Genomic DNA, 284 nt, shown 5'->3' with positions numbered 1-284 from the left:
AGGCCCGGTAGATGGTGGATCGGCTGGTGGAGAATAGTTCTGCCATTTCGGTCATGGTGTGTTTGCCGGCATCGTGCAGTTCGAGGAGGTGTGTTTCTTGTTTCACGGTGAGTTTTGGCTGTTTTCCCCGGAGTCGGCCGTTGGCCTTGGCAACCTTCATTCCTTCGCGGGTGCGCATGCTGATGAGGTCGGCTTCGAACTCAGCGATCATCGCCAGGACGTTGAACAGCAGTTTGCCCATTGGGTCGGTGGGGTCGTGGACGGAACCACCGATGCTGAGTCTG

1 protein-coding gene is annotated in these 284 nt (G+C 57.4%); it reads right to left on the bottom strand.

Going from position 1 to position 284, the window contains the following annotated elements; translation table 11 throughout:
- Positions 1 to 284, bottom strand: a 284-nt coding sequence (locus ACT3TP_RS18810; RefSeq protein WP_444621303.1) for a recombinase family protein, incomplete at both ends; no start/stop codon positions are given.

It is taken from the genome of Glutamicibacter sp. AOP38-B1-38 (assembly GCF_052377485.1).
GTDB lineage: Bacteria > Actinomycetota > Actinomycetes > Actinomycetales > Micrococcaceae > Glutamicibacter.
The sequence above is the reverse complement of the archived record's forward strand: the minus strand, read 5'-3'. Positions and strand labels throughout refer to the sequence as shown.